The following is a 19,721-nucleotide window of genomic DNA, read 5'->3' as shown; positions in this document are numbered from 1 at the left end:
GCGCTCAGAAGGGGATCTGCCCCAATCCGACGCCGACCACGAGCATCGTGATCGAGATCAGGCCCGCTCGCCACAGAACCTTCTTGTGGTGATCCGCCAGAGAAACACCGGCGAGTGTGACCAGTAGCAGGATCGCCGGGACCAGCGGGCTCTGCATGTGCACGGCCTGCCCGGTGATCGAGGCGCGCGCCATCTCCACCGGCTCGATGCCGTACTGCGCTGCAGTCTCGGACAGCACCGGCAGCACACCGAAGTAGAACGCGTCGTTGGTCATGAAGAACGTGAGCGGGATACTCAGGACGCCCGTGATGACGGCGAGGTGCGGGCCCATAGCGTCGGGGATGACCTGAAGCAGCCACTCTGCCATCGCCTCGACCATGCCGGTTCCCTGGAAAACGCCGGTCAGCACCGCTGCTGCCAGCACCATCGCGACCACCGAGACGATGCTCGACGAATGGCGTGCGATTGCTTCACCCTGATCCTTGACCGCCGGGAAGTTCACCGCGAGGGCGATCGACGACGCGATCATGAACAACACCGGGATGGGCAGGATGTCCATCACGAGTACGACGAGAAGGATCGTCGTCAGCGCAGCGTTGAACCAGAGCAATTTCGGCCGCAAGGTGTCCCGCTTGGGGTCGAGGCCGTCGATGAATCGTCCGGTGTCGCCGCCGTCGTCCTCGGAGTCGTTCGAGCCGCCGGTGCCGGCGCTACCGGTGCTGGAACTTCCACCGTTTCCGACCTTTTCGAGGATGCGCTCAGAAGTCAGGACCAAAGTCCCGATCCTGCGGCGCTCCATGATCCCGAGGTGAATCGCGAATCCGAGCACCATGATCAGGCCGACGATCAACGACGGCACCATCGGCACGAACACGTCGGAGGGCGAGAGTCCCAGCGCGCTCGCGGCCCGGACGGTCGGGCCGCCCCACGGAATGATGTTCATCGTCGCGTTGGACAGGCCGGCGATCACCGTCAGAACGACGGGACTGACACCGAGTTTGAGGTAGAGCGGAAGCAGCGCCGAGGTCACGATGATGAAGGTCGTCGAACCGTCTCCGTCCAGCGAGACCACCATCGCGAGCACTGCGGTTCCGACCACGAGCCTCATCGGATCGTCTCGCACCATCCGCAGGATGAGCTTGACCAGCGGATCGAAGAGGCCGACGTCGATCATGATTCCGAAGAAGATGATCGCGAAGAACAACAGCGCCGCGGTGGGTGCGAGCGACTTGATGCCGTCGGTGATCATGTCGCCGATTCCGAGGCCGGCCCCGGCAAGTAGTCCGAAGGCCACCGGAACCAGAGTCAGTCCCACCACCGGGGTCGCGCGTTTGGTGAGGATCAGGAACATGAACACCGCAACCATGAGGAAGCCGAGTGTGACGAGCATGATGAACTCCTTTAGTGCTGAATTGCCGAGAAAAACGGCACGGCAAATCGAGCCGGTGACCTTCGTGGAGGTGAAACGAAACTTCGGTAGTGCTCAGTTGATGCCGGGCGGATCGAGTGTTGCGTCGACGAACCGGGATTGATCGGTGAGGAATGCGGAGAACTCGGGTTCGGTGAGAACTGCACTGTTCCAACCGTTTCGGCTAGACAGCTCGTTCCAGCGCGGGCTTGCCGCCAGATCCCGCACCAAATTCTGCAAGTGCTGACGCTGATCGTCCGTCAGGCCCGGCGGCGCCATGAGCCCGCGCCAATTGGTGAACGTGACGTCGACGCCAGACTCCGCCATCGTGGGCGCATCCACCGCCGGGGTACGGGCCGGCGAACTGACCGCAAGGACCCGAACCGTGCCTGCCGCAATCTGATCGAGGTATTCACCGATACCGGTGGCGGCTACGTCGACCTGCCTCGTGAGCAGTGCGGGAAGCAGTTCGCCGCCGCCGTCGTAGATGCGGTACGGGGAGCGCGACGGATCGACGCCGACCGCCCGTGCGAACAGAAGGCGGAACAACCCGTCCGGTCCACCTTCACTCGAACCACCGCCGATCGAGATCGACGACGGATCAGCCACCCAGGCCTGCGTCAGATCGGCGAGAGTTTTGTACGGTGAATCTGCTGGAACCAGTAGCGCTTCCGGTTCTTCGACGAGTCTCGCAATCGGTGTCACGTCGGCAAGTGTGTGCTCGGACGGCAGTATCTCGAGCGAACCGAGAACTCCGAGCCCCATGACCATGAGTAGGTCGGGATTCCCGCTTTCGAGAGCCAACCGGTTGAGTCCGACGATGCCGCCCGATCCGGGCAGCACAACGACGTCGGCGTCGACGGTCCCTTCGTCGGCCAGTGCTTGCACCATGGTCCGGGCGGTCAGGTCGTAACCACCACCGGCCACCGAGGGCACCAGTACGCGCAGTTCTTCGGAACTCTCACCCGCTCGGCCACCGGCGAAGAAGGACTCGACCGGAGTGCATCCGGTCGAGAGCACGAAAGTCATCGCGCAGGCACCGAGCAGGGCGATATGCCTGCTCAGCCGCTTCGATGTGCTCATGGCTTCGTCCTTGTCTGCCGGTACCGATGTGTGAACAGGTTTCATACTGACGCACTTTGTGACTGGGGTCACCATTGGGAAAGCAAATTGATTTGTGCTCATTGTGCTCACGAACGGCCGCTTTCCCGGCATCGAACTGAAGGCTAGGGTCTGGCTGGTGTCCTCAGGAAACGAGCAGGCGGAGCGAGAGAGCAAGTCGTCTCTGTTTGCCCGACTGTTTCGCCGCCGGCACACTCTGGCGACACAACTTCTCGAACTGCAACTTCTGATCGTCGTTGCAGTTCTCGTGTGCGTCACCGCCCTCTCCCTCGCGCAGTCGTCCGCGAGTTTCCAACGCGAGGAGGGACGTCGCGCACTCTCGGCAGCGGAATCGCTCGCAGCCAATCCGGCAGTACGCGAGCTACTCCCCCAGGCGCAGACCCGTCTCCGCTCCGGACTACAAGGTTCGGTCGACTCGGTACGCGCCATCTCGGGCGTCACCTACGTCTCGCTTGCCGACGCCGACGGCAGTGTCGTCATTTCGACGCGTCCCGGTGATGTCGGCATCGACGCACGTCAGACGGAGGATCGGTCGTGGACGGGTTTGGTCGACACGCCCTCCGGCAAGGCCGTGGAGGCGCACGTTCCGATTCTCGGCAGCGAAGGAGCGATTACCGGAACCGCGATCGTCGGCATCGAGTACCCCTCGATTTGGACACGGCTGCTGCAGTCTGCACCGAATCTCCTGGTATACCTCGCGGTGGCATCCCTTCTCGGCGGCGTCGGGTCGATCCTGTTGGCCCGCAGGGTAAAACGGCAAACCCTCGGCATGGAAGCCGGCGAGATCCTGGACCTGGTTCGTCAACGTGAAGCAATGCTGCGCGGTCTCAAGGAAGGCGTCATCGCATTCGACGCGCAGGGAAAGGTGGTGCTGATGAGCGACAGTGCCCACCAACTCCTCGACATCCCACGCGGCAGCGCCGGTAGATCGGTGCGGGACCTCGGTCTCGACGACCGCCTCCAGAGTGTACTGACCTCCGGCACAACCGAATCCGATCAGTTGGTTCTTGTCGGCGATCGCCTGCTCGTCCTCAACACCGTCTTGATCGAATCGAAAGGCCGCACCATCGGGTCGGTCACCACTTTCCGCGACCGCACCGAATTGCGCTCCGTGGAAGAAGAACTCGACGTGACCAAAACCAGCACCGACGCACTACGCGCCCACATCCACGAGTTCGACAATCAACTGCACACCATCTCCGGCCTCATCCAGCTCGGCGAATACGACGAGGTGGTCGGCTACGTCGAGGGTCTGACCATGGAGCGCGCGCAGGTCAGCGCGACCGTGACCGAGAAGATCGCCGACGTCGGCACCGCCGCACTCGTGATCGCCAAGATAGGTGCTGCTGCACAGGGGTTGGTCACGGTCGAGCTGGCGGCGGACACGCATCTGGAACCGGTGGACCGCAGACTCGGACGAGATCTCGTGACAGTGGTCGGAAACCTCGTCGACAATGCCGTCGACGCCGTCGGTGAGATGCCGGAAGCCGCGCGCCGCAAGGTTCGGTTGTCGATTCGGGGCCGTGGCACCGCGGTCGAAGTGCGGGTCGAGGACGCCGGCCCCGGTATCGCGCCGGAGAATCGCGACAGGGTGTTCGGCCAGGGTTGGAGCACCAAGGGACAATCGAGTGACGGACACGGTTTCGGTTTGGCGCTGGTGCGCCTGACGTGTCGTCGGCGGGGCGGCGACGTCACCGTGAGCACTCGTTCGGCAGAGGACATCGAGTGGACTGTCTTCAGCGCAGTCCTACACGACGGAGAGGGCGCATGATCCGGGTACTGGTGGTCGACGACGACTTCATGGTGGCGAAGGTGCACAGCGGATTCGTCTCACGGATAGACGGTTTCGAAGTGTGCGGCGTTGCCCATTCGGCCGAGACCGCGCTGGCCGCAGTCGGTGAGTTGCAACCCGACCTGGTGCTTCTCGACGTCCACCTGCCCGGCACCACCGGACTCGATCTGATCGCCCCGTTTCGCGAGCTGGCACCGGAGCTGGATGTTCTTGTCATCACTAGTGAGCGCGAGGCCGGCTCGGTCAAGAAAGCGCTGCGCAGCGGCGTCGTGCATTACCTGATGAAGCCCTTCACGTTCGAGGTTCTCCGTGAGCGTCTCGAGCGTTACCGATCGACATATGCGAATCTCGACAGCTCCGGCGAAGCAGAACAGGAGGCGGTGGACGAGGCTTTCGGCGTGGCAGGTGGCGCGACAACGGCGTCGTCCCTCAAGGGTCTACCGAAAGGACTCAGTCCTGAGACCCTTCAGCTGGTCGAGGCAGCACTACGAGACGAAACCGAACCCGCCTCGGCCACAGACATTTCCGAGAGGGTCGGCATCTCACGCGCGAGCGCGAGGCGCTACCTCGAATACCTCTACGAAACCGGGCGGTCCACCACTTCGCTGAAATACGGAGTGGTGGGCCGCCCGGAACGTCGTTACGTCTGGAAACGCTGACCCTTCGCTACACGACGCTGGTTCCTAGACCGCGCGGGCGCTGGTCTCCCAGTACCGCGCGCGCAGCGCCTTCTTGTCCAGCTTGCCCAGCGGCGTCAGCGGAAGGGAATCCACGAAGTCGATGCTCTTGGGCGCGTGAACCGAACCCTTGGCTGCCTTCACCTTGTCGACCAGTTCCTCGGTGTCGACGGTCAGTCCGGCACGAAGTACGACACAGGCCTTGACGGCTTCGCCCCACTTGTCGTCGGGCACACCGACTACCGCCACCGACGCGACGGACGGATGCGCCGAGATCACGTCCTCGATTTCGCGGGGGAACACGTTGAAACCACCGGTCACGATCATGTCCTTCTTGCGATCGACGATGGACATGAACCCGTCCTTGTCCTTGCGCGCGATGTCGCCGGTGTGCAGCCAACCACCCCGGAACGCCTCGGCGGTTTCGGCCGGCTTCTTCCAGTAGCCCTTCATGATCAGCGGGCCACGGACGCAGATCTCACCGAGTTCTCCCTGCGGCACCTCGTTGAGGTCGTCGTCGAGCAACCGGACGTCGAGCCACGGCACCGGACGCCCACACGTGGCGAGGCGGGCCGGATCGTCGGCGAGGTGTTCTTCCTTGCGCAGCACCGAGATAGTCATGCCGCACTCGGTCTGACCGTAGAACTGGAAGAAGATCTGACCGAACTTCTTGATGCCCTCCTGCAGTCTGGCGGGAGACATCGCGGACGCTCCGTAAAACAGCGTCTGCAAACTCGAGACGTCCCGCTTGGGCAGATCGGGGTGGTCCATGAGCATGTAGATCATGGTGGGCACCAACATGGTTGCCGTGATCTTGTGCTTCTCGATCGCTTCGAGCACAGCACCTGGCTCGAAGGCAGGCAGGACGATCAACGCACCGCCGCGCAGCAAGGTCGGGATGAAGAACGCTGCACCTGCGTGTGAGAGTGGCGTGCAGATGAGGAAGCGGTTGTCCTCGGGCCACTGCCACTCCGACATCTGGATCTGATTGAGCGCAGCACCCGAACGGAAGGATCCGACAACACCTTTGGGCTTGCCGGTCGTTCCACCGGTGTAAACCATGCTGCTGGCGTCTTCGGCGTCGACGTGCGCTGCCTTCAGCGGCGCGGGCTCGAACGTGGCAGCCAGCGCGAGGATGTCGATTCCCACCTCGGACGGCCCCATCGAGAGCACGTTGGTCAACGAGGGTGACGACGCCTTCAACTCGGCGGCACGCTCTTCGAAGGCATTGGGATCGAAGATCAGCGTCTCGATCTCGGCGTCGTCGACGATGTACTTGTGGTCGTCGAGCGATCCCATCGGGTTCAAGGCGCTCGCCCGGCAGCCGGTGATCATGGTCGCGCCCATACTGATCAGAACCTCGGGGCGATTCTTCGACAGCATCGCGGTGCTGGTGCCCTGAGTGATTCCCAAAGACGCGAGCGCCTGGGCGAAGCAGCTGATCTGATCGCGCATCTGACCGCCGGTGAGGATCACGTCGCCGAGGTACAGCGCGGGCTTGTCGTGATTGCGTTCCAGAGCGGTGATGAGCAGGTCCGGACCGTATACCGGTCGGTGCAGGTCAGCGAACTCGTCTGTCATCTGGTCTTCCTTCGGCTCGGCGCGTGCAGTCATCGAGATGTGCTCCCGGTCACGGATACGATATCCAGAATTGCACAAAACTGGAACAGGTTCCACCTCTTCGATCGAATCCGAGAATGCTCCCGATCAGCGGGAAGCCCGTCGTCACCCGTGAGAGCGGTGGTTAGCGTCGATGTACCCACCGAGACGACAGCGTCTCGGTCGCGTCCAACGGAGAGTGTCATGACTACCAACCTCGGTACCGCCCACTTCACGGCAACTGCTCCGCGTACTGCCACCACGCTCCTCTCCGATTTCGACTCGTTGTACGGCACCGTGCGCTCGGCACCCGACGGGGCCGTCGTCGAGCAGGACGTCGTGTTCTTCGGACGCCCCGATCCCGGCGCACTGCTCACCGGATCCGTGAGGGCGTTGAGTTCGACACTCGAGCGGATCACCGAATACCACGACCAGACCGGACATCTGGTGGCCGAGGTCTTCGTCCGGGAAGTCCCGACAGCGGGCACCGGAACCGATTCCGTTGCCGCCCTTGCTGATTTCGCTGCTCGTCGTTACGGCTCGGCGTCACTACGACGCTTCCGCGGACGTTCCACCGCGACTTCCACGGGAGCAGATCTGCACTGCTCCGTGACAGTGCTCGCGACGTACGAGAAGGACCACGAGAGCGTGGCCGACGTAGCTCTGGTCGCCACCGATCCCGCTGGGGTCGTCACCGCCCGGGCCTGGGCGACTTACGCGATCGACGATGTGGCGACACTCGCGAGCTGAATCTCTGCAGGTCACCGAGTAGGCGTTCCATCCAGCGGGAACTGCCGTATCTCCAGCGGACGCTTCGTCGTTGTATGAGACGGATCACATCACTGGAGCGTCGCAAGACGCGGCTCGGAGGAAGACATGGCACTCGGAACCGGCCCACTCACCACTACGGACACCCCGACGCAGACGGGCGCCGGCGAGGAAATTCGAGAAATCGAAGCGGCAGCGCCTCCCGCACGGTTCGCACGTGGATGGCACTGCCTCGGACTGAGCAATACCTATCGCGACGGTCAGCCCCACCAGATCGAGGCATTCGGCACCAGCCTTGTCGTCTTCGCCGACAGCAAGGGCGACATCAAGATTCTCGACGCATACTGCCGCCACATGGGTGGCAACCTTGCTCACGGAACCGTCAAGGGCGATTCGATCGCCTGCCCGTTCCACGACTGGCGTTGGGGCGGTAACGGAAAATGTACGGCGATCCCCTACGCACGACGCGTTCCGCCGCTGGCCAAGACGCGGGCATGGATCACTCTCGAGAAGAACGGTCAGCTGTTCGTCTGGCACGATCCCCAGGGAAATCCCCCGCCCGCCGAGGTCACGATCCCCGACATCGAGGGCTTCGGAAGCGATGAGTGGAGCGCCTGGAGCTGGAACACGCTCACCATCGAAGGCTCTCATTGCCGCGAAATCGTGGACAACGTCGTGGACATGGCCCACTTCTTCTACGTTCACTACTCGTTCCCCAAGTACTTCAAGAACATCTTCGAAGGTCATGTCGCGAGCCAGTACATGGAATCGGTGGGACGTGAGGACGTCATCAGCGGCACCAACTACGGCGATCCCAACGCTGTGCTCCGTTCGGATGCTTCATATTTCGGACCGTCGTACATGATCGACTGGATCAAGAGCGAAGCCAACGGGCAGATCATCGAGACCGTCCTGATCAACTGCCACTACCCGATCTCGAACAATGCGTTCGTCCTGCAGTACGGCGCGATGGTCAAGAAGCTACCCGGTATGGACGACGAGTCCACTGCCGCGATGGCCGCGCAGTTCACCGAGGGCGTCGAGATGGGATTCCTTCAGGACGTGGAGATCTGGAAGAACAAAGCTCCGATCGACAACCCCCTGCTCTCCGAGGAGGACGGCCCGGTTTACCAGTTGCGTCGCTGGTACAACCAGTTCTACACCGACGTCGAGAATGTCACGGAAGACATGACGAAGCGCTTCGAATTCGAGATCGACACCACCCGCGCAGTGGAGAGCTGGAAGCGGGAAGTCGCCGAAAACGTTGCCGCACGCGACGCCCAGGCACTCGAGACAACCTCCTGATCCGCAGTCGAAAACACTGCTGAGACAACCAGACTGGATGCAAGGAACAACATGACGTACGAAGTGCTCGAACAGATCAACGCGATGGCCGACGACATCTTCGCCGAAGGCATCGAGGCCGAGCGGATCGGCCGGGTGGCCGACGACACCGCCAAGAAGATGAAGGCAATCGGTTCCATCCGCATGCTGCAGCCCAAGGAACATGGCGGCATGGAGGCGCATCCGCGCGAATTCGCCGAAACCGTCATGCGGATGGCTTCACTGAACCCGTCGGCCGGCTGGGTCCACGGGATCGTCGGAGTTCACCCGTGGCAACTCGCGTTCGCGGATCCCAAGGTGCAGCAGGAGATCTGGGGATCCGATCCCGACACCTGGATGGCATCGCCGTACATGCCCGGCGGAATGTGTATCCCCACCGACGGCGGCTACAAGTTCTCCGGTCGCTGGCAGTTCTCCTCCGGTACCGACCATTGCGACTGGGCATTCCTCGGCGCGATGGCGTGTGACAAGGACGGCAACATGGAGATGCCGCCGCGCATGCTCCATGTGATCATTCCGCGCACCGACTACGAGATCATTGAAGACTCGTGGGATGTCATGGGACTTCGCGGCACCGGCTCCAAGGATCTCGTAGTCAAGGATGCGTATGTCCCCGATTACCGCGTCATGGACTGCGACGAGGTCATCGACGGCACGGCAGTGCGCAAGTACGGGCGCACCGAGACGCTGTACCTCATGCCGTGGTCGAACATTTTCCCCCTCGGAATCACCGCCGCCACGATTGGCATCTGCGAGGGAATGCTCTTCCACGCCAACGAGTACCAAGCCGATCGCATCAACGCGCAGGGCACGGCGATCAAGGACGACCCGTACACCTTGTTCGCCATCGGTCAGGCAACCGCCGACATCCGGGCTGCGCGCGACACCCTGCTTGCCAACGTCGACCGCATGTGGGATCGAGTGGACGCTGGCAAGGAAGTGACCTTCGAGCAGCGCGCGGAGGGACGTCAGACTCAGGTACAGGCCGCCTGGCGCGCCGTCAACGCAATCGATCAGGTCTACCCACGCTGCGGTGGCAACGCATTGCGGATGGACAAGCCGCTTCAGCGATTCTGGCGCGATGCTCATGCTGGACAGCATCACGCAATTCACGTGCCGAGCACCGTTTTCCACGCCGCATCACTGAGCCGTCTCGGCGCAGACCCGCAGGGTCCGCTGCGGGCGATGATCTGATCAGACTTCGACACAAGAAATCGACAGGAAAAAGACACGATGACACGCACTGACATCAAGGGACTTGGCTACGTCAAGATCTCGACCAACGACATGGCACGTTGGCGCACTTTCGCTTTCGACGTTCTCGGCTTCGCCAAGGGCAGTGGGCCGGACGAGAACGCGCTCTACCTACGACTCGACGAGCGTGCTGCTCGCATCGTCGTCGTCGAGGGTGAGCGCGACGAGATCGTCAACATCGGTTGGGAGGTCGCCGACCACGCCGCACTGCGCCGCGTTCAAGAAGCACTCGAAAAGAACGGCACCGAGGTCGAGCAGCTTTCGCTCGCCGAAGCAGATGCTCGACGGGTCGAAGAGGTCATCGCCTTCACCGATCCCGGCGGAGCAGCCATCGAGGTCTTCCACGGAGCGATCCTCGACCACAGCCCCGTGGTGACGCCCTTCGGCGCTCGATTCGTCACCGGCTCACAGGGTCTCGGCCACGTCGTACTCCCCGTCATGGACAGTGCTGCGAGCTTCGACTTCTACACCGAGGTGCTCGGCTTCTACCCGCGCGGCGCCTTCCGCCTGCCGGCCCCGCCTGAATTCGGGCCGCTGCGAATCCGTTTCATGGGCGTCAACGAGCGTCACCACAGCTTGGCCCTGTGCCCGGCACCGCACGGCGGCGCACCCGGCCTGATTCACATCATGGTCGAGGTGGACACCCTCGACGCCGTCGGCCAGGCACTCGACCGCGTGATGAAGGACGGATTCTCCGTGTCGTCGACCCTGGGTCGTCACACCAACGACAAGATGATCTCCTTCTACGTCCGCGCACCCGGCGGCTGGGACATCGAGTTCGGCACCGAGGGCGCGAGGGTGGATCAGGACTCGTACTCCTCCGAGGAGATCACCGCTGACAGCTACTGGGGCCACGACTGGTCCGGAAGCGAACCACTGGCAGCTATGTAGTACCCGCCGGTGGCGATCAATACCTGCCGGTGGCGATCAATACCTGCCGGTGGCGATCAATACCTGCCGGTGGCGATCAATACCTGCCGGTGGCGATGTAATACCTGCCAGTAGTTAAACGACGAGGGGGTTTGCGCGAGCATTCGCGCAAACCCCCTCGTCGTTTCCACCCGCGACGCGCCCGAAAACAGACCGGTGATCCACTTCACAAATCCGTAACTCTATGACACTATTTCTAATTGAAATAGCCAGTTCACTGGTTGTGGAGCTCTAAGAGAAGTGAGGTACACGATGACACTGCAGGCTGTGGATGCTTTAGGCGCCGATTCGGCCCCGACAGCAATTCTCGATCGCGTCTCGCTGGTTCTCGACGCCTTCGACGGTCCCGGCAGGTTGACGCTCGCTCAAGTCGTTCGGAGCACGGGCCTTCCCCGCTCGTCTGCCCACCGCATGCTCGAACGTCTTGTCTCGATGCGTTGGCTGCGTCGCGACGGCCGTGACTACGAACTCGGTATGCGCCTCGTCGAACTGGGATCGCTCGCGGTTCATCAGGACCGCCTCCACGCTGCAGCCATGCCCCTTCTCCATGAGCTCTACCGAGTCACCGGATTCGTGGTTCACCTCGGCATCCTCGACGGGCCCGATGTGGTCTACATGGAGAAGATCGGCGGACGCCTCGCCGCCGCAGTGCCGACGCGTGTCGGTGGTCGACGCCGCGCCGAGACCACTGCGATCGGTCAGGCACTGCTCGCGTTCGGTTCGCCGAAGTCCTCGGGCTACGCACTGCCCCACCTCGCCAGAATCCGCGAGTCCGGGGTGGCCTTCGAATCCGGAAACGGCCTACCGGGATTCAGCTGTCTTGCGGCACCGATCGGCCCCATCGGCCGCGCCGTCGCCGCGGTATCCATCTGCGCGCCGTCGAAGGCCCTCCGCCTCGACCACGTCAGCGCAGCGCCGGTCCGTATGGCGGCCGCTGCCATTTGGCGAGGCATCGACGGCGGATCGCTGAGCGTCACTCCGACTTTGCAACGTCGTCATCTGCTGCGCAACATGCCGACCGCAGCCGGGGCCTGACTCAGATACTCGAACCGTTGCCGGTGAGCCCGGCTTGCTCGAGCGCCAACACGTACTCCTCGACGTTCTTCCATTTGCCAGGCGTCGAGGGCAACGGTGATCCCAGTCGGTCGTGCTCGGCGACGTTCGCGAACTCGGCGGTCGCACGATCGATGTCGTCGAGCAGTTCGCGAGCAAGTTCGATCTCGGCTCGGAAGTACCGTTCCGACCATCGCAACGTCATGACCGGGAACGACCAGGCCGGCTCGTTCTCGGCATGATCTGCGTGGAGTTTCGCGCGTCGAATCTGCTCTTCGACATTGGCGATGTGGGCTTCCACCAGCGCCTTCAGTCGCTCGGGCTCGTTGAGGTGTCCCATCCACAGACGCAACATCACACCGTGCTTGAGCACCGGAACTTCCACCGGTGCCTCCCGTGACCACGTCCGGACGGCGTCGGTTCCTGACTGAGTAATGGAGTAAAGGCGCTTGCCTCGCACCCCTGGTTCGGAGACGACCCGGGACTCCACGAACCCGATGCTTTCGAGCTTCTTCAGTTCTGCGTACACCTGGCTGATGGACGGGCTCCAATAGAAGAAGCCGACACTCCAGTCAGCCCACTTCTTCAAATCGTTTCCGGTCAGCTCCTCCCCGAACGTCAGCATCCCGAGCACTGCCCAGCTGGTAGCGGGAAGTCCTCGGGACACGTCATCAGGTTCGGACATGCCCGAAGTCTAACAATCACTGGTCATTTGCTGGTTTCGTAGAATCCGAACGGACCGCTGAGCGGGATCAAATTTGCTCGAAACCCCACCACCTGCCACTCGGTCGGTCCTGACCCGTGCCGAGAAGCCATTGCTGCCATTGAGTGGGACTGCCGCTGGATTACGGCCGCGGCGCCACACATCGTTGCTTCTGAAGCTGTTTGCAGAGTTTTGAACAAAAGATTTGAACAAGGAGACGACATGACCGTGGAAAACGCCGAGCCGCCAGTTCTGGACGGACGCACACTTCGCAACGTGATGAGCAATTTCTGCACCGGCGTCACCGTCATCACCGCTCACGACGGAAATTCACCCCTCGGTTTCACCTGCCAGTCCCTGGTCTCGGTATCGCTTGATCCCCCGTTGCTCTCGTTCTGCCCGGCGAAGACGTCGACAAGTTGGCCGAAGCTTCGCGAAACGGGAACTCTCTGCATCAATGTTCTCGCCCACGATCAGCAGGACATGTGTTCGGCGTTCGCTCGCGGCGGGACGGACAAGTTCCTCGGCGTCGATTGGGATGCCGCCGGCAACGGTGCTCCGGCGCTGAGCGGCGCGCTCGCCCGCATCGAAGCAACGGTCGAGCAGGAGCACGACGCCGGTGATCACACCATCGTCGTCGCACGCATCACCGATCTGAACGTGCTGCGCCACGACGGTCCGCTTCTGTTCTACCGCGGCGGGTTCGGACGCTTCGACGCCTGAGTGCTCAGGCTGTCCCGCTGCGTGGGAGATGCCGGCGCCGAATCGAGCCCGCACCGATAGCGTCCGAAGTAGTTGTCAGACCCTGAACTTCTCGACTGATCGGACTAACTCGATGACCACTCTCGAACCAGACACCACGGCCGCGATCACGGCGACGGTTACCACCTACCTCGACGCCGTGGCTCGCGGATCGTCAGCGGACATCGCCGCCCTCTACGCCGAGAACGCGACGCTCGAAGACCCGGTCGGCAGCGAACCCCGCGTCGGCAAGGCCGCGATCACCGAGTTCTACGGCGCTCTCGAGGGCGGTTCGCAAGAGACGGAACTGCTTACCTTGCGGGTGAGCGGATCCAGCGCGGCCTTCCACTTCCGCGTCGTCACACCGGTGGGCGATCAGGTCTACGAGGTCGAACCGATCGACGTCATGACTTTCGACGAGGACGCCAAGATCACGAGCATGCGCGCCTTCTGGTCACCGGCCGATCTGATTGCACGCTGATGCGTCAGGTCAGTTGCCGCAACTGCGGAAATCGCGTCCTCGTCGAGAAGTACAGCGAAGCGCACACCAGCGTCCAATGGCTCGAAGAGTCGCAGGAAGTGTGCCCGGAGTTGGGTCGCGTGAACAGCCGTGCCAACGCTCAACGGACGTGTGGCGCTCTGCGCCAGACGATCAACGACCTTGCCGACGCCGGTGAGCTGGAGATGAGCCTGCGCAGCTACCCGGTGCCGGGCAAGCTGTCCTGAACGCTTCCGCGTAGCATTTCGGCGAACATGCGCGCCGATTCCAGGTCGTCGGCGTTCGGCCGCCCCTTCCGGATACCGCCGAACGGCTTGAACGGGAGATAGGTATCCCACGCACGGGACGAGAAGGCTGCGACCACATCGAAGCCCTTCTGTTCGAGCAACTGAACCAGTGGACGCGAGAAGCGATGAATCCCCTTGTCAGGAAAACCACTGGTGGCGAAGACAAAAGCCTTGGATCGCCGTTCTTCGGGGAGTGCCTCGACGAACGAGCGTAAATCTGCGTGGTACGAGCGTAGGTAGATGCCGGAGCCGAACCCCACGAGGTCGTAGTCGGCGAGCTGCGCGGCGTCGATGTCACCGGGCTCGACCACGCGAGCATCGAGAACTTCTCCGATGACGTCGGCGATCAGCTTCGTATTGCCATGGGAGACAGAGGTACACACGATGATCGTCTTCATTGACTTCTTTCTTCCGTCGCAGCGTCTCCGGTGCTCTCTTCATTTGCGCGTACGTAGATCCAAGTGATGAATCCACCGCACATTGCAAAGATCACGGCGACAATCGAATACATGTCGAGGGGAAATCCAGTCCAGATCAAGCCTGCAACAAGAACCATCGCACCAACAGCCAGACCCGCCGATACTTCCTTGGACATACGCACCCCTCCCCTGGCTTGTCACTGACAGTTCCAGGATAGAGGCCCCGGCGAAGCTACGGAGAAGGGTGGCGATGGGGAATGATGCCGGTATGTCAGCAAGGTTGAAGGGACGAAGACGTGCGGTGAACGCGCTGCTCGTCGACGTCGAACGATGGGCCGCTGAGCACGATGACGTCAAAGCTGTAGCGCTGGTCGGGTCCTACGCGCGCGGCGCGGAGCGTATGGCGAGTGATCTTGATCTGATGATCCTGGCCGACGACGCGAACGCGCTCGCAAATGAAGACTGGTTCGACCGGCTCCGCCCCGACGCGCGATTCATCAGAGCCGCCAACTGGGGGCCAGTCCGAGAACGACGCTTCCGCCTACGGTCCGGTCTTCTCGTCGAACTGAATTTCGCGAGCGAGAGCTGGGCCGACCTTCCGCTCGACGCGGGCACTCGACGCGTCCTCGAAGACGGCCACCGAATCCTGTACGACACCGGGCCTCTTCGCGTCGCTACGAGCGCGGGAAGAACTGCTCGATGAGCACCAAGACGGTCTTCGAGACCTTGGCCGCCGAAATAAACGCGCTGCGCGGCTCTCCCGTCGTCGCGATCGACGGCGTCGACGGGAGCGGCAAGACGACATTCACGAAAAGTCTTGCAGCACAGCTGAATGAACGCCCCGCCATTGTGATTCACGTCGACGACTTCCTCAATCCGCCGGAGATTCGCCATCGCAGAGGTCGGCTGTCACCGGAAGGCTTCTGGCTCGACAGCTACGACTACGACGCCCTCGAGCGTCATGTTCTCGCCCCTCTGAGACCGGGAGGTGACCGCGAGTACCGACCACGACGGGACAGCGACGCGTACTTGCATGCAGCCGACGGAGCCGTGGTCCTCGTCGAGGGACTCTTTATGCATCGGGACGAATTTGCTTCCCGATGGGACTATTCGATCTTTCTCGACGTGTCCTTCGAGATCACCGCCGAGCGAATGAACCTTCGCGACGGAACGAACGCGGATCCGGAACACCCGTCGATGAACCGTTATGTCGGCGGCCAACGTCTGTACTTCGCGGCTGCAGAGCCCTGGACCCGCGCGGACAGTGTCATCGACAATTCAGACCCGAAACTGCCTCGAATCACGACACATGCCGCCCACTGGAGTTGGCAGTCCGCATCGCCGGCCCCGCGTTTCATCGGTGCGCTGTGGATGTGAATTGGAAGGTTGCGGCATCCACGATCTCAGCGGGCGTGATGTCGATTTCGCCGTTGAGCCAGGCCGTCACCAATTCGGCCAGGCCGCCCACGAACAGTAATCCGTTGATCTCACCCTGATGGGGAGGCCAAGCTCGATCGCCGTACAAGAGCGCAGCCTCGTCGGCCACCATCTGCGCGAACCCACGCAGCGCTCCCCGCCTGTGAGTGCGCAGCGGCTCGTAAGCCACCGACTCGACCATCGCGACACGCCCTTTTCGAGGATCGTCCGTCAGGATGTTGACGAACGAAGCAATGGCGCTCCGCACGCGCTCCTCCCGTGTCCCATCGGTCGTTCGGAGTGCAGCCATTCCGGCCACGCGCACCTCGTCGACGATTCCGTCGAAAACCTGCTGGAGGAGTTCGTCCCTGCTGGTGAAACTCTCGTAGAAATATCGCTCTGTCAGCTTGGCATGCGCACAGATGGCGGTCATGGTGGCACCCTGCCTGCCCGCGGCTGCAAACACGTCCAGTCCTGCTGCGAGCAAGCTTTCACGCCGAAGCGCGGCCCGCTGCTCACCACTCAGACCGGCATATCGACGGGGTGTGGGAGAAGCCATGAGTCGATCTTGACAGACAACGCGACTGTGACGCAGACTACCCCCATCTGACAGGCGCCACTGTCAGATGCAAACGGAAGGCAGGTACGTGATGTCGAAAATCCTGGCCGCTCCACCCATCCGGTCGCAGTTGCGTCCCATCTCAGGCAATTCGGGACTACCCGGAATAGGGCAAACTTTCGAATACATCCGCGACCCTCTAGCTCTGATGCAAAAACGCTGGGATCGTTACGGCGAGGTCTCGTGGTTCTCGATGGCCGGTAGACGGTGGGTCGCAGCCCTCGGACCCGACGCATGCCAAGAAGTTCTCCAGAACAAGGACCGCGCTTTTGTCAACAGCGACGGGTGGTCAGTGCTCATCGGTCCCTTCTTTCACGGGGGTCTGATGCTTCTCGACTCCGAAGAGCACCTACGACAACGACGCATCATGCAACAAGCCTTCACGAGATCGCGTCTCGAAAAGACCGTGGACGTGCTGAATCCCGCGATCGCCTCCGCGCTCGACGCCTGGACTCCGTCCGATGGCTTCCGCGCCTACACCGCTCTCAAAGCTCTCACACTCAACCTCGCGACCGACATCTTCATGGGCGGCGCGGAAGGGACCACTGACAACGAAATCGACTCTGTGAAAAAAGCTTTCGTCGATTGCGTGCAAGCTGCAACCTCGGTGATCCGTTATCGAGTTCCCGGCACCAGATGGAAGCGCGGCCTCGACGGGCGCCGAACCCTCGAAAACTTCTTCCGCCGCTACCTACCTGCGCGCCGTTCACGCGAAACCGACGACCTGTTTTCCGTTCTCTGTCACATCGAATCAGACACCGGACAGCGCTTCAGCGACGGCGAGGTGATCGATCACATGATCTTCCTGCTGATGGCCGCACATGACACCTCCACCATCACCATCTCGACAATGATGCAATATCTCGGCCAGAATCCTCAGTGGCAGAACAGATGTCGGGCGGAATCACTCGCACTGAGTACGTCGACGCCGAGCTATGCCGAACTCGACCAACTCGCCGGCTTGGACCTGGTGATGAAAGAATGCCTCCGACTCGTCGCTCCCGTGCCGGTCATGGCTCGCCGAGCGGTGTGTGACACCCAGATACAGGACCACTTCGTACCCGCTGGGACCTACGTGTCAGTGGTGCCACATTTCACTCACCACATGCCGCAGTACTGGCCCGACCCCGAACGTTTCGATCCCGAACGTTTCGCGGACCACCGACGTGAAGACAAGGTGCACCGGTATGCCTGGGAACCGTTCGGTGGAGGCGTGCACAAATGCCTCGGCATGCACTTCGCCGGCGTCGAAATCAAAGCGATCATGCACCACCTGCTCACACGCTTCGATTGGCAGGTCGCGCCCGGCTACACCGCCCCTCTCAACTACATGTCCTTGCCGTTCCCCTCCGACGGACAACCGATCGATCTGAAACCACTCACGACTTCTCATGACCGGTAGCGACCGAACCGACGTCAAGATCGACTCGCACATGACTACCGGCACAGACGCTTTCGAAATCCAGAGGAAAACATGAGCACTCGGCCCGCCCGAAACCGGCATGCACGCGCTGCTCCGAAACCAGAGGTCGTCGCAGCGGCGGAGTTCCTACTCGCAGAATCCGACGCCCATGTCTTCCGTCGCCGCTATCTCGAACTGCTCACCCACACCACAGCGCCGGATGGCGCAACCGTCACGGACTACACGGTCGCCGAAAGGTATCTACTCAACTCTGCAGCAAAGAGACGTGCTGCGCGGCGCCCGGCCACTCCTTAGCCACGATCGCCGGTCGGGCAGCGCTCGCGGCGAACGTCGAGAACATCGGTACGGGGTTCACGAATTCGTCTTGGGGTAACGACGAAGAATAGAGTGCGCTGCCTGGGTGACGGTGGTGCGATCGTAGGTTTGCACGAAGTCGAAGGTCCGCTCGAGATCTGGACCGTTGTCATGAAGATCTCGCGCCGACAGCATCGCCGCATGGTGTGGTCCCAGAGTGACGACCGTCCACTCGTTGACGAGATCATCACCCGGGTCGAGCGGTGCGTGTTGAACTTTACCGTCGAGCATCACGGACAGTCCGACACCGTAGACACCGGCAAACCCTACGGTATCGGCGAGGTGACGCCACCGTGCTGTTGTGGATGCGGTGAAATGCTCGGCTTGTTGAAAGGTGCCCAGAACAAGCATCGAGGAACCCGATGTGGCGGCTTGCGCTTCGAGGGACTTGCTCAGTTGGATCAACAGACGCTTGGTACCGCGCCGGATCCGGCTGTGAGCAGACACGATCGAGTAGGGAGTGCCCACCTCGGGGATGGGATCACTCCACACCGGACTGTCGGGCATCGCGACGACCGGTTCGGACAACAGTGAACTCGGATCGTCGACTGCGGGATACAACTCACCCGTTCCGTATGTGGCTCCGATGGTGATTGCGGCAAGACGGGACGATTCCGAGTCGACACCCTCGGCAAGGATAATCGCGTTCGATCGCTCGACGTAGGCGCCGAGCGCGTGCACCGTCGTTCCCACTTCGAAATATGCTGCCTTGGAAAGCAATTCAGCGGAAGTGATAATGATGTCGGGTTCGACCAAAGACAGAAGTGTCGCCGAGTGCCTGTCGATGCCGACACCGTCGAGTGCAATCAGACGCCCGCCCGCGCGGGCTTCTCTGATCACTGCCAGAGAGTTGTGGGGATCGGTAAGCACCGATGCGCTGTCAACCGTGATGACGATCCGTTGCAGATTTCTCGTCGCTCCTTCGATACCAGGAGCGTTCAGAGCTGCTCGGGAAGCCGAGTCGACTGCCACCAGCAACGGCAGGCGATCCGCGACGGTGCATGCGAGTGCAGTACGGGACATGGCCAGTTTGTGACTGTCGAATTCCGAGCGTTGCTGCATCAACTGCGAGGCGCGACGGAGGGCATGCGCCGAACACAGAGAGGAATTGTCAGGCCCACGCAATTGCAACTCGGCGCCTGCAAGTGCGTGGTCGTCGAGGCGGCGTATCGGTGCGAACTGCATGCTTACTTCCAGACCAATCACATCGGAGAACTGGGTGATCGGAGAATTCGACGATGTCGAACCGTTGCTGGTGTCATACGCCATGGTGTGGCTCTTCACTACGAGTCGGGACCACCAAGCGTTCATGC

At 61.9% G+C, this 19,721-nt stretch carries 22 protein-coding genes; 14 read left to right on the top strand and 8 right to left on the bottom strand.

The genetic code is table 11. The annotated features are described in order from the left end of the window. Positions 1-4 precede the first annotated feature (4 nt). The gene (locus ACVZUB_RS06905) at positions 5-1,390 is read right to left on the bottom strand and encodes a CitMHS family transporter (RefSeq protein ID WP_003944372.1); all 1,386 of its coding nucleotides are present in this window, start codon (positions 1,388-1,390) and stop codon (positions 5-7) included. Between the two features lie 93 nt (positions 1,391-1,483). Then, positions 1,484-2,536 (bottom strand): Bug family tripartite tricarboxylate transporter substrate binding protein, encoded by a 1,053-nt coding sequence (locus ACVZUB_RS06900; protein ID WP_482628260.1) that lies wholly within the window; start codon positions 2,534-2,536, stop codon positions 1,484-1,486. Positions 2,537-2,648: 112 nt separating this feature from the next. Between ACVZUB_RS06900 and ACVZUB_RS06895 the strand changes: the two genes are divergently transcribed. Both ACVZUB_RS06895 and ACVZUB_RS06890 read left to right on the top strand, forming a co-directional pair. Further along, positions 2,649-4,301, top strand: a complete 1,653-nt coding sequence (locus tag ACVZUB_RS06895; RefSeq protein WP_230359592.1) for a sensor histidine kinase — start codon at positions 2,649-2,651, stop codon at positions 4,299-4,301. After that, complete coding sequence (locus tag ACVZUB_RS06890) at positions 4,298-4,981, top strand: response regulator (RefSeq protein ID WP_003944308.1); 684 nt, start codon at positions 4,298-4,300, stop codon at positions 4,979-4,981. Before ACVZUB_RS06895 ends, ACVZUB_RS06890 begins: the two co-directional genes overlap by 4 nt. A gap of 24 nt (positions 4,982-5,005) precedes the next feature. On the opposite strand, the gene ACVZUB_RS06885 is transcribed toward ACVZUB_RS06890, so the two are convergent. After that, complete coding sequence (locus ACVZUB_RS06885; RefSeq protein ID WP_031332006.1) at positions 5,006-6,580, bottom strand: AMP-binding protein; 1,575 nt, start codon at positions 6,578-6,580, stop codon at positions 5,006-5,008. 222 nt (positions 6,581-6,802) lie between these two features. Here ACVZUB_RS06885 and ACVZUB_RS06880 point away from each other — a divergent pair, with 222 nt between their 5' ends. The 5 genes from ACVZUB_RS06880 to ACVZUB_RS06860 all read left to right on the top strand — a co-directional run bounded on the left by ACVZUB_RS06880 (position 6,803) and on the right by ACVZUB_RS06860 (position 11,929). Continuing rightward, on the top strand, positions 6,803-7,348 hold the full coding sequence (locus ACVZUB_RS06880) for a hypothetical protein (protein WP_007726737.1): 546 nt from the start codon (positions 6,803-6,805) through the stop codon (positions 7,346-7,348). Positions 7,349-7,474: 126 nt separating this feature from the next. After that, positions 7,475-8,671, top strand: coding sequence for a 3-ketosteroid-9-alpha-monooxygenase, oxygenase component (locus ACVZUB_RS06875; protein WP_058038551.1), 1,197 nt, complete (start codon positions 7,475-7,477; stop codon positions 8,669-8,671). Positions 8,672-8,722: 51 nt separating this feature from the next. Next, complete coding sequence (locus ACVZUB_RS06870; protein WP_003944352.1) at positions 8,723-9,904, top strand: acyl-CoA dehydrogenase family protein; 1,182 nt, start codon at positions 8,723-8,725, stop codon at positions 9,902-9,904. Positions 9,905-9,943: 39 nt separating this feature from the next. After that, positions 9,944-10,855: a biphenyl-2,3-diol 1,2-dioxygenase gene (gene bphC, locus ACVZUB_RS06865; RefSeq protein WP_007726736.1), complete on the top strand. Its 912-nt coding sequence runs from the start codon at positions 9,944-9,946 to the stop codon at positions 10,853-10,855. A 291-nt stretch (positions 10,856-11,146) separates the two neighbouring features. Next, positions 11,147-11,929 (top strand): IclR family transcriptional regulator, encoded by a 783-nt coding sequence (locus tag ACVZUB_RS06860; protein ID WP_007726735.1) that lies wholly within the window; start codon positions 11,147-11,149, stop codon positions 11,927-11,929. Between the two features lies 1 nt (position 11,930). On the opposite strand, the gene ACVZUB_RS06855 is transcribed toward ACVZUB_RS06860, so the two are convergent. Next, the gene (locus ACVZUB_RS06855; protein ID WP_003944324.1) at positions 11,931-12,632 is read right to left on the bottom strand and encodes a PadR family transcriptional regulator; all 702 of its coding nucleotides are present in this window, start codon (positions 12,630-12,632) and stop codon (positions 11,931-11,933) included. 240 nt (positions 12,633-12,872) lie between these two features. Between ACVZUB_RS06855 and ACVZUB_RS06850 the strand changes: the two genes are divergently transcribed. The 3 genes from ACVZUB_RS06850 (at position 12,873) to ACVZUB_RS06840 (ending at position 14,117) form a co-directional block, all read left to right on the top strand. After that, positions 12,873-13,373 carry a flavin reductase family protein gene (locus ACVZUB_RS06850; RefSeq protein WP_075832512.1) on the top strand — a complete coding sequence of 167 codons (501 nt, stop codon included), beginning with the start codon at positions 12,873-12,875 and terminating at the stop codon, positions 13,371-13,373. 112 nt (positions 13,374-13,485) lie between these two features. Next, entirely contained in the window at positions 13,486-13,872 is a 387-nt protein-coding gene (locus tag ACVZUB_RS06845; RefSeq protein WP_003944423.1) for a nuclear transport factor 2 family protein, read from the top strand. Beyond that, on the top strand, positions 13,872-14,117 hold the full coding sequence (locus ACVZUB_RS06840) for a hypothetical protein (RefSeq protein ID WP_003944366.1): 246 nt from the start codon (positions 13,872-13,874) through the stop codon (positions 14,115-14,117). The genes ACVZUB_RS06845 and ACVZUB_RS06840 overlap by 1 nt, the downstream gene beginning before the upstream one ends. On the opposite strand, the gene ACVZUB_RS06835 is transcribed toward ACVZUB_RS06840, so the two are convergent. After that, positions 14,090-14,575, bottom strand: coding sequence for a flavodoxin family protein (locus tag ACVZUB_RS06835; RefSeq protein ID WP_007726729.1), 486 nt, complete (start codon positions 14,573-14,575; stop codon positions 14,090-14,092). The genes ACVZUB_RS06840 and ACVZUB_RS06835 overlap by 28 nt on opposite strands. Further along, the gene (locus ACVZUB_RS06830) at positions 14,572-14,772 is read right to left on the bottom strand and encodes a hypothetical protein (protein ID WP_042924160.1); all 201 of its coding nucleotides are present in this window, start codon (positions 14,770-14,772) and stop codon (positions 14,572-14,574) included. Before ACVZUB_RS06830 ends, ACVZUB_RS06835 begins: the two co-directional genes overlap by 4 nt. A 92-nt stretch (positions 14,773-14,864) precedes the next feature. Here ACVZUB_RS06830 and ACVZUB_RS06825 point away from each other — a divergent pair, with 92 nt between their 5' ends. Then, positions 14,865-15,299, top strand: a complete 435-nt coding sequence (locus ACVZUB_RS06825; RefSeq protein WP_037131485.1) for a nucleotidyltransferase domain-containing protein — start codon at positions 14,865-14,867, stop codon at positions 15,297-15,299. Continuing rightward, complete coding sequence (locus ACVZUB_RS06820) at positions 15,296-15,973, top strand: nucleoside/nucleotide kinase family protein (RefSeq protein WP_482628259.1); 678 nt, start codon at positions 15,296-15,298, stop codon at positions 15,971-15,973. Before ACVZUB_RS06825 ends, ACVZUB_RS06820 begins: the two co-directional genes overlap by 4 nt. Here ACVZUB_RS06820 and ACVZUB_RS06815 read toward each other — a convergent pair. Next, on the bottom strand, positions 15,951-16,571 hold the full coding sequence (locus tag ACVZUB_RS06815; protein ID WP_039972697.1) for a TetR/AcrR family transcriptional regulator: 621 nt from the start codon (positions 16,569-16,571) through the stop codon (positions 15,951-15,953). The two genes, ACVZUB_RS06820 and ACVZUB_RS06815, sit on opposite strands and share 23 nt — an antisense overlap. Positions 16,572-16,662: 91 nt before the next feature. On the opposite strand from ACVZUB_RS06815, the gene ACVZUB_RS06810 reads away from it, so the two are divergent. Beyond that, positions 16,663-18,033, top strand: coding sequence for a cytochrome P450 (locus ACVZUB_RS06810; protein WP_482628258.1), 1,371 nt, complete (start codon positions 16,663-16,665; stop codon positions 18,031-18,033). 72 nt (positions 18,034-18,105) lie between these two features. Continuing rightward, positions 18,106-18,348, top strand: coding sequence for a hypothetical protein (locus ACVZUB_RS06805; protein ID WP_042452212.1), 243 nt, complete (start codon positions 18,106-18,108; stop codon positions 18,346-18,348). Between the two features lie 57 nt (positions 18,349-18,405). Here ACVZUB_RS06805 and ACVZUB_RS06800 read toward each other — a convergent pair whose 3' ends face one another. Beyond that, positions 18,406-19,677, bottom strand: coding sequence for an EAL domain-containing protein (locus tag ACVZUB_RS06800; RefSeq protein WP_080726745.1), 1,272 nt, complete (start codon positions 19,675-19,677; stop codon positions 18,406-18,408). Between the last annotated feature and the right edge of the window lie 44 nt (positions 19,678-19,721).

Source organism: Rhodococcus sp. OS5 (genome assembly GCF_056837585.1).
This window is presented reverse-complemented; position numbering and strand designations above follow the sequence as displayed.

Excerpts from the sequence above, each read along its gene's own strand:
- ACVZUB_RS06905 (WP_003944372.1), bottom strand. The coding sequence starts at position 1,390 with ATGCTCGTCACACTCGGCTTCCTCATGGTTGCGGTGTTCATGTTCCTG.
- ACVZUB_RS06900 (WP_482628260.1), bottom strand. The coding sequence starts at position 2,536 with ATGAAACCTGTTCACACATCGGTACCGGCAGACAAGGACGAAGCCATG.
- ACVZUB_RS06890 (WP_003944308.1), top strand. The coding sequence starts at position 4,298 with ATGATCCGGGTACTGGTGGTCGACGACGACTTCATGGTGGCGAAGGTG.
- ACVZUB_RS06885 (WP_031332006.1), bottom strand. The coding sequence starts at position 6,580 with ATGACAGACGAGTTCGCTGACCTGCACCGACCGGTATACGGTCCGGAC.
- ACVZUB_RS06880 (WP_007726737.1), top strand. The coding sequence starts at position 6,803 with ATGACTACCAACCTCGGTACCGCCCACTTCACGGCAACTGCTCCGCGT.
- ACVZUB_RS06875 (WP_058038551.1), top strand. The coding sequence starts at position 7,475 with ATGGCACTCGGAACCGGCCCACTCACCACTACGGACACCCCGACGCAG.
- ACVZUB_RS06870 (WP_003944352.1), top strand. The coding sequence starts at position 8,723 with ATGACGTACGAAGTGCTCGAACAGATCAACGCGATGGCCGACGACATC.
- bphC (WP_007726736.1), top strand. The coding sequence starts at position 9,944 with ATGACACGCACTGACATCAAGGGACTTGGCTACGTCAAGATCTCGACC.
- ACVZUB_RS06860 (WP_007726735.1), top strand. The coding sequence starts at position 11,147 with ATGACACTGCAGGCTGTGGATGCTTTAGGCGCCGATTCGGCCCCGACA.
- ACVZUB_RS06855 (WP_003944324.1), bottom strand. The coding sequence starts at position 12,632 with ATGTCCGAACCTGATGACGTGTCCCGAGGACTTCCCGCTACCAGCTGG.
- ACVZUB_RS06850 (WP_075832512.1), top strand. The coding sequence starts at position 12,873 with ATGACCGTGGAAAACGCCGAGCCGCCAGTTCTGGACGGACGCACACTT.
- ACVZUB_RS06845 (WP_003944423.1), top strand. The coding sequence starts at position 13,486 with ATGACCACTCTCGAACCAGACACCACGGCCGCGATCACGGCGACGGTT.
- ACVZUB_RS06840 (WP_003944366.1), top strand. The coding sequence starts at position 13,872 with ATGCGTCAGGTCAGTTGCCGCAACTGCGGAAATCGCGTCCTCGTCGAG.
- ACVZUB_RS06835 (WP_007726729.1), bottom strand. The coding sequence starts at position 14,575 with ATGAAGACGATCATCGTGTGTACCTCTGTCTCCCATGGCAATACGAAG.
- ACVZUB_RS06830 (WP_042924160.1), bottom strand. The coding sequence starts at position 14,772 with ATGTCCAAGGAAGTATCGGCGGGTCTGGCTGTTGGTGCGATGGTTCTT.
- ACVZUB_RS06825 (WP_037131485.1), top strand. The coding sequence starts at position 14,865 with ATGTCAGCAAGGTTGAAGGGACGAAGACGTGCGGTGAACGCGCTGCTC.
- ACVZUB_RS06820 (WP_482628259.1), top strand. The coding sequence starts at position 15,296 with ATGAGCACCAAGACGGTCTTCGAGACCTTGGCCGCCGAAATAAACGCG.
- ACVZUB_RS06815 (WP_039972697.1), bottom strand. The coding sequence starts at position 16,571 with ATGGCTTCTCCCACACCCCGTCGATATGCCGGTCTGAGTGGTGAGCAG.
- ACVZUB_RS06810 (WP_482628258.1), top strand. The coding sequence starts at position 16,663 with ATGTCGAAAATCCTGGCCGCTCCACCCATCCGGTCGCAGTTGCGTCCC.
- ACVZUB_RS06805 (WP_042452212.1), top strand. The coding sequence starts at position 18,106 with ATGAGCACTCGGCCCGCCCGAAACCGGCATGCACGCGCTGCTCCGAAA.
- ACVZUB_RS06800 (WP_080726745.1), bottom strand. The coding sequence starts at position 19,677 with ATGGCGTATGACACCAGCAACGGTTCGACATCGTCGAATTCTCCGATC.